This window comes from Roseovarius halophilus (ex Wu et al. 2025), assembly GCF_047086965.1.
Window position 1 is genome coordinate 1 of sequence record NZ_JBKOTX010000257.1, and the last position, 6,730, is coordinate 6,730.

Consider the following 6,730-nt stretch of genomic DNA (forward strand, 5'->3'; position numbering starts at 1 on the left):
AGGCCGCGGGCCGCCTCGGCCCAGGCGCGCAGGCCCGGCACGTCGCGCAGCACCCGATAGCCGCGCCCGTCCACCATCACAGCCCCTGGCGCAGCATGTTCAGCGCCACCAGCATGAGGAAGGCCCCGAAAACCCGCTTGAGCGGCTTCGGGTCCAGCCGATGCGCCAAGGCCGCGCCCCAGGGCGCGGTGATCAGCGTCATCGCGATGACCAGGGCGAAGGCGCCCAGGTTCACCGCCCCCAGCGACAGCGGCGGCGCCACGGCCATGTCCACCAGCAGAAAGCCCAGCACCGCCGGCACGGCGATGATGGCACCAAAGCCCGCGGCGGTGGCGACAGCCCTGTGAACGGGCCTTCCGTAGAGCGTCATGACCGGCACGCCGAAACTGCCGCCGCCGATCCCCATGAGCACCGAGAGCAGGCCCATGAGCGGGGCCAGCAGCCACTTGACCGGCCCGTCGGGCATGGCGGCGCCCAGTTGCCAGTCACTGCGCCCGAGCATCATGTAAAGCGCCACGGCAAAGGCCAGCCCGCCGAAGATGGCCTGCAACACCTCCGAGCGCAGCTGTGCGGCGACCGCCACGCCGATGGCCGCGCCGATGGCGATTCCCGGCCCCCAGCCGCGCAGGATGTCCCAGTCCACCGCGCCCTTGCGGTTGTGGCTGAGCACCGAGCGCGCCGAGGTCACGATGATCGTGGCCAGCGAGGTGGCAAGGCACATCTGCATCAGTTGCGGGCTGTCATAACCCAATCCGGCAAAGGCATAGTAGAAGGCAGGCACCAGCACGATGCCGCCGCCCACGCCCAGCAGCCCGGCCAGCAGCCCCGCAAAGGCCCCGATGGCCAGCAGCATGGCCCCCAGGCCGATCAACAGTGAAAGTTCGGGCATCATTCCTCCGATGTTCAGCCCCTCTTGCCCGCAGAGAGGCGGGGCTGCAATCCCTCAGGCCGCGGCCTGCTCCATGGCGTCGAGCGCGCGGTCCAGAACCTCTGGCCCCGCCCCCGCGCGATGGCCCTGTTCCGACAGCACCCGCCGCCAGTGCCGCGCGCCGGGCAGGCCCGCGAAGAGCCCCAGCATGTGCCGCGTGACCTGGGCCAGCTTGCCCCCCTCGGCCAGATGGGCGGCGATATAGGGGCGCATCGCGGCGACCACCGCGTGCCGGTCCGGGCCGGGCGCGCCGCCGAAGATCGCGCGATCGGCGTCCAGCAGGATCTCGGCGGGGCTATGATAGGCCGTCCGCCCGATCATCACCCCGTCGATGCCCCGGTCCAGATGCGCCCGCGCCGCCGCAAGCGAGACGATGCCGCCGTTCAACGAGACATGCAGGTCGGGAAATTCGGCCTTCATCCGGTGCACGAGGTCATGGTCCAGCGGCGGAATATCGCGGTTCTTCTTGGGCGAAAGCCCCTGCAGCCAGGCCTTGCGCGCATGGATCGTCACCCGCCGCACCCCGGCGGCACGAATCTTCTCCAGAAAGGTGGGCAGCACCTCTTCCGGGTCCTGGTTGTCCACGCCGATGCGGCATTTCACCGTGACCTCGGCGGGCTGGGCCGCGCTCATCTCGGCACAGCACTCGGCCACCTGGTCCGGCGTTGTCATCAGGATCGCCCCGAAGGTGCCCGATTGCACCCGATCCGAGGGACAGCCGCAATTGAGGTTGATCTCGGGATATCCCTCCTCGGCGCCCATGCGCGCGGCCTGCGCCAGTTCCGCCGGGTCCGAGCCGCCCAGTTGCAGCGCCACCGGCTGTTCCGCCGGATCAAAGCGCAACAAATGCCGCGCGCCGCCCCGCACCAGCGCGGGGGCCGTCACCATCTCGGTATACAGCAGCGCCTGGCGCGACATGAGACGGTGAAAGTACCGGCAATGCCGGTCGGTCCAGTCCATCATGGGGGCCACGGAAAGGCTCGCGGCCCCGGCAAGGGCACCGGCGTCATACGCGAGGCGATCTGTCACGGTCTTTCCTGGCATCGATCACTTCCTGTTGCGCCGATTTCGTATAGCGCCTCGTGGCGGGACGCGCCAGCGCTGCAACACACCCGCCGCGCGCCAGATCCCCCATCCGGCGGCGAACCGTTCCAGCGGCGTCAACGCGACGGCTTGACATTCCGATACTCAATACAACCTTGTAACAGGCGTGCGCCACTTCACCCTAACGTCTGACGCGGGGCCCCATGAAACTCACGGTCAATGGAACCGAGCACGAGCTCACGGCCGACCCCGACACCCCGCTGTTGTGGGTTCTGCGCGACGAGCTGGGCCTGATCGGCACGAAATACGGCTGCGGCATCGCCCAGTGCGGCGCCTGCACCGTGCATCTCGACGGGGCCGCCGCCCGCGCCTGCCAGCTGCCCATTGACAGCCTCGAGGGCGCCGATATCGTCACCATCGAGGGTCTGGCCGGGGACGGCGACAGCCTGCACCCGGTCCAGGAGGCCTGGATCGAGACCCAGGTCGCCCAGTGCGGCTATTGCCAGGCCGGGCAGATCATGCAGGCCGCCGCGCTGCTGGCAGAGGACCCGGCGCCCTCGGACGAGACCATCGATGCCACCATGTCGGGCAACCTCTGCCGCTGCGGCACGAATGTCCGCATTCGCCAGGCCATCGACCTGGCCGCCGACAAGATGGGAACCTGAGGCAATGGCCCGCCTGAAAACACTCACCCGCCGGGGCTTTCTGATCGGTACCACCGTCGTGGGCGGCGCTGTCGTCTTCGGCTCTTACCTGGTGGCGCGCCCGCAGGAGAACCCGCTGACCGAAGACCTCGGCGCGCAGCAGGCCACCTTCAACCCCTGGGTCAGGATCGGCCCCGAGGGGATCACGCTGATCACACCCCATGCCGACCTGGGCCAGGGCACGACCCACATGCAGGCGATCCTGCTGGCCGAGGAAATGGATCTGGAGCTCGACCAGTTCACCACCGCGTTCGGCGAACCGGCGGCGGCCTACTACAACCGGGGCTTTGCCGCCGAGGGGGCCGAGGTGATCGCCGCCCTGACCCCGCTGCCCGCAGATGCGGTGCGCGGGCCAATGGGCGCGGCCCTCAAGGTCGCGGGCCTTCAGGGCACCGGCGGATCGACGGCGGCAGCCGACAGTTTCGACAAGCTGCGCCAGGCCGGGGCCTCGGCCCGGGAGACGCTCAAGCTGGCGGCAAGCCAGGACACCGGAGTGCCCGTGGCGCAGCTGAGCACCGCGCGCGGCGCGGTCGTCCTGCCCGACGGCACGCGGCGGGCCTATACCGAGCTTGCAGGCGCGGCCAGCGCGCTGGACCCGGTGCAGAACGTGGCCCTGCGGCCCGCCTCAAGCTGGCGCCTCGTCGGCCAGCCGACCGAGCGGCTGGATATCCGCGACAAGTCCACCGGGCGCACCGTCTACGGAATCGACCTCGTGGCCGAGGGCATGGTCCATGCCACCGTCGTGACCAACCCGCGCCGCGGGCCGATGCGGGGCTATGACGCCGCGGCGGCGCGCGACATGCCCGGCGTCCAGGGCGTGGTCGAGGTCACGAACGGGCTGGCCGTTCTGGCCGACAGCACCTGGCGCGCCTTCAAGGCCGCCCGCGCGATCGACTTCGACTGGGGCCCCGCCCCCTATCATGCCGAACAGGCCGACCACTGGGCCGAAATCGCCGCCTCCTTCACCGACGACCGGCTCAACGCCACCTGGCGCGACGATGGCGATGCCGGGGCGGCGGATGGCGATGATCTGGTCGAGGCCGAGTATCGTGCGCCCTATGTCGCCCATCAGCCGCTCGAGCCGCTCAATGCCCTCGTCACCGTCACCGACGAGCGTGTCGAGATCGCCGCCAGCCACCAGTTGCCGCGCTTCGTCCAGCGCATCGCCGCCGGAGTGACGGGCCACGACCCCGACCAGGTGCGCTTTGACAACCAGTATGCGGGCGGCTCTTTCGGGCACCGGCTGGAATTCGAGAACATCAAGCTGGCCTGCGAGATCGCCAACCAGCGGCGCGGCACGCCGATCAAGCTGACCTATACCCGCGAAGAGGATTTCGCGCAGGATTTCCCCCGCCACATCGCCATGGCGCGCGGGCGCGGCGCGGTGGCGCAGGGCGAGGTCCGCGCCCTGGACCTGCAGATCGCCGGCGCGCCGGTCTTCGCCTCGCAGGGTGGCCGCCTTGGCGCGGCCTCGGGCGGGCCGGACAACCAGCTGGGCGCCGGGGCCTATTCGGCGCCCTATGCCCTGCCCGATTTCCGGGTGCGCGGCTATGCGGTGCCCAACCTCGCGCCGGTCTCCTCCTGGCGGTCGGTCGGGGCCTCTTTCGGGGGGTTCTTCCTTGAAACCTTCCTCGATGAACTGATCTATGCTGCGGGCGCCGATCCGATCGAGGAACGCCTGCGCCTGATCGATGATCCCGTTGCCCATGCCGTGCTGTCCGAGGCCGCCGAGATGGCCGGATGGGGCCGCGACCCCGGCCCGAACCGCGGCCTTGGCGTGGCGCTGGTGCGCAGCTTCGGCGTGGACGTGGCCGAGATCGCAGAGGTCGAACAGACCGAGGACGGCCTGCGCATCCACAAGGTATGGGCCGTGGCCGACCCCGGCCCGGTGATCGACCCCGTCAACATCGAGAACCATATCCAGGGCGGCGTGATCTGGGGCATGGGCCATGCCATGAGTTGTGAGATCACCTATGCCGACGGTATGGCGCAGCAATCCAATTTCCACCAGCACGCGGGGATGCGGCTCGGGCAGACGCCTCAGATCGAGGTGCGCGTCTTGCAAAACCGCGCCCGCATCGCAGGGATCGGTGAACCGCCCGTGCCCCCGGCCCCGCCCGCGCTGGCCAATGCGATCTTCGCGGCCACGGGCACGCGCCTGCGCGAGATGCCCTTCAACAAGGCCGTTACCTTTGCCTGAGGGGGCCATGCCTGTCCCCGCCCCCCTCGACCGAGGATGCACGAGATGATGAAAACCGCCGGTGTCTTTCTGCTGGTCAGTGCCGCCCTGCATGTCGTCGGTGCGGGGCTGTCGGGCTTCGCGCCGATCGGGCAGGTCCTGCTGTTGCCCGCCGTGCTCTACCTGGCGCTCTATGCCGGGCTGGCGCGGGGGATGCTCTGGGTGGCCTGGCTGACCTTCCTGTGCATGATGGGCGGCATGGCCGGAACCATCCTTGAACTTGCCGGTCCCGGCCCGGTGCCGGGCTGGGTGCTCTGGGGCATTCTCGCGGCGGATCTTGGCGCCGCTGTGGCGCTCTTCGCCGCGATCTGGGCGGGGCGGCCGGCCGAAAGGGCCTGACCCGCTCCGCGCCGCTCAGATCACGTAGCGGTTCACCAGGTTCTCCAGCCGTTCCTGCCGGCCCGAGCGGGGCTGCGGATCGATGCCCTGCGCCTCGACCCTCTGGGTGAGGGTCGCAAGGTCCTGGTCCAGCACGTCAGACCCATCCCAGCCTGCGTAGCGGTCGCGGCGGGCGGCCTCCAGCTTGTCGTCCTCGACCATCCGCGCAGCGGCCTTGAGGCCCGCGGCGCAGGTGTCCATGCCGCCCACATGGGCCAGCACCAGGTCGGCAGGATCGATGGACTGGCGCCGCAGCTTGGCGTCGAAGTTCGTGCCGCCCCGGCCCAGGCCGCCCGCGCGCAGGATCTCGTAATAGGCCAGCGCCACCTCGGGCACGTTGTTGGGAAACTGGTCCGTGTCCCAGCCGGACTGGTAATCGTTTCGGTTCATATCAATGGACCCGAGGATGCCCAGCGCGCCGGCCAAGGCCAGCTCATGCTCGAAGCTGTGCCCGGCCAGCACCGCGTGGCCGCATTCGATGTTGACGCGCACCTCGTTTTCCAGACCGAAATCCTTGAGGAACCCGTAAACCGTGGCGACATCGTAGTCATACTGGTGCTTGGTCGGCTCCTGCGGCTTGGGCTCGATCAGAAGCTGGCCCTCGAAGCCGATCTTGTGCGCGTAGTCCACCACCTGCGCCAGGAACCGGCCGGCCTGCTGGCGCTCGCGGGCCAGGTCGGTGTTCAGCAGGGTCTCGTAGCCCTCGCGCCCGCCCCACATGACGTAGTTCTCTCCGCCCAGTTTCTGCGTGGCATCCAGGCAGGATTTCACCGTTGCGGCGGCATAGGCATAGACCTCGGGGTCGGGGTTGGTCGCCGCCCCGGACATGTAGCGGCGATGCGAGAACAGGTTCGCCGTCCCCCAGAGCAACCCGGTGCCGCTCTGCTCCATCTTTTCGCCGAAGTAATCGGTGATCTCGTCCAGCCGGGCGCGGCTTTCGGCGAAACTGTCGCCTTCGGGGCGCACGTCGGCATCGTGAAAGCAGAAATAGGGCGCGTCGAGGATCTCGAGCAGTTCGAAGGCGGCATCGGCCTTGATCTTCGCGCGCTCCATGCTGTCCTGGGGCTGCCAGGGGCGGATCAGGGTCTGCCCTCCAAAGGGATCGTTGCCCTCCCATGCGAAGGAGTGCCAATAGGCCACGGCAAAGCGCAGGTGCTCTTTCATCGGCTTGCCGAGGACGACTTCCTCGGGGTTGTAGTGGCGGTAAGCGAAGTCACTGTCGCTTTGCGGGCCCTCGTAGCGGATCGGGGCGATCCCGTCGAAAAATCCGGACATGTCTTATAGATCCTTGAGCTTGTGATAGGCGGCGCGATAGCGGGCCTGGGCCTGGGCCAGGGGGTCGGCCAGCGCGCGCGCATTTTCATTGATACCGACGCCACGCCGGTCGTGCGCGAAAGCATCGACAGCGGGGCGACATGGAGTCCCGACAACAGGCTC

At 68.8% G+C, this 6,730-nt stretch carries 6 protein-coding genes; 3 read left to right on the forward strand and 3 right to left on the reverse strand.

Features of this window, described 5'->3' with window-relative positions:
* Positions 1-76 precede the first annotated feature (76 nt).
* A complete protein-coding gene (locus ACH107_RS28720) occupies positions 77-889 on the reverse strand; it encodes a sulfite exporter TauE/SafE family protein (RefSeq protein ID WP_412509150.1) in 813 nt (270 codons plus the stop codon).
* A gap of 54 nt (positions 890-943) precedes the next feature.
* On the reverse strand, positions 944-1,972 hold the full coding sequence (gene dusA, locus ACH107_RS28725; protein ID WP_310691534.1) for a tRNA dihydrouridine(20/20a) synthase DusA: 1,029 nt from the start codon (positions 1,970-1,972) through the stop codon (positions 944-946).
* A gap of 203 nt (positions 1,973-2,175) precedes the next feature.
* Between dusA and ACH107_RS28730 the strand changes: the two genes are divergently transcribed.
* The 3 genes from ACH107_RS28730 to ACH107_RS28740 are packed head-to-tail and all read left to right on the forward strand — an operon-like array spanning position 2,176 to position 5,254.
* The gene (locus ACH107_RS28730; RefSeq protein ID WP_412509151.1) at positions 2,176-2,637 is read left to right on the forward strand and encodes a (2Fe-2S)-binding protein; all 462 of its coding nucleotides are present in this window, start codon (positions 2,176-2,178) and stop codon (positions 2,635-2,637) included.
* A 4-nt stretch (positions 2,638-2,641) separates the two neighbouring features.
* The gene (locus ACH107_RS28735; protein WP_412509152.1) at positions 2,642-4,876 is read left to right on the forward strand and encodes a molybdopterin cofactor-binding domain-containing protein; all 2,235 of its coding nucleotides are present in this window, start codon (positions 2,642-2,644) and stop codon (positions 4,874-4,876) included.
* 45 nt (positions 4,877-4,921) lie between these two features.
* Positions 4,922-5,254, forward strand: coding sequence for a hypothetical protein (locus tag ACH107_RS28740; protein ID WP_412509153.1), 333 nt, complete (start codon positions 4,922-4,924; stop codon positions 5,252-5,254).
* A 15-nt stretch (positions 5,255-5,269) separates the two neighbouring features.
* On the opposite strand, the gene xylA is transcribed toward ACH107_RS28740, so the two are convergent.
* Positions 5,270-6,568: a xylose isomerase gene (gene xylA / locus ACH107_RS28745; RefSeq protein WP_310690913.1), complete on the reverse strand. Its 1,299-nt coding sequence runs from the start codon at positions 6,566-6,568 to the stop codon at positions 5,270-5,272.
* Between the last annotated feature and the right edge of the window lie 162 nt (positions 6,569-6,730).